We start from the raw sequence: 527 nt of genomic DNA on the forward strand, positions 1-527 counted from the left end.
CTCTATCCCCCCGGCGAGAAGCCGCTACCGCCTCCGCAGACCGTGCCCGTGCTGACGCCCGTGGGGCCGGCCACGCCCACCTCGGGAGCACCGCCAGCGAACCGCACCGCGCCCGGCGTCCAGGGCCAGCCTTCCGCCCCGCCCCAGGGAACGCCCGCCGCGCGCCCGCCGCCCGGCCGGGGAATCGCCACGGACGGTGTCGCGGGAGCGCCCGGTGCGCAGGGCCCGTCCGCCACCGCGCCACAGGCCCCGGGTCAGAACGCCCGACCGGGCACCTCCGCGCCGACGCCGGCCGCACAGGGCACCGCCTCTCAGGCATCGGCCACACAGGGCAACGCCACCGCGCCACAGGCCCCGGGTCAGAACACCCGGCCGGGCAGCCCCGCGTCGGCACCGGCCGCACAGGGCACCGCCACCGCGCCACAGGCCCCGGCTCAGAACGCCCGGCCGGGCACCTCCGCGCCGGCAGCCCCGGTCCCGCCGCCCGCCACGGCGTCGCAGCCTTCCGCGCCGAACGCCCGGACGGC

Annotated in this window: 1 protein-coding gene; it reads right to left on the reverse strand. The window is 80.6% G+C overall.

Annotation, left to right across the window (positions count from 1 at the left end; all coding sequences use genetic code 11):
- Nucleotides 1-2 precede the first annotated feature (2 nt).
- Nucleotides 3-191: a hypothetical protein gene (locus D7Y13_RS46275; protein WP_158626216.1), complete on the reverse strand. Its 189-nt coding sequence runs from the start codon at nt 189-191 to the stop codon at nt 3-5.
- Between the last annotated feature and the right edge of the window lie 336 nt (nt 192-527).

It is taken from the genome of Corallococcus praedator (genome assembly GCF_003612125.1).
Lineage (GTDB): Bacteria > Myxococcota > Myxococcia > Myxococcales > Myxococcaceae > Corallococcus > Corallococcus praedator.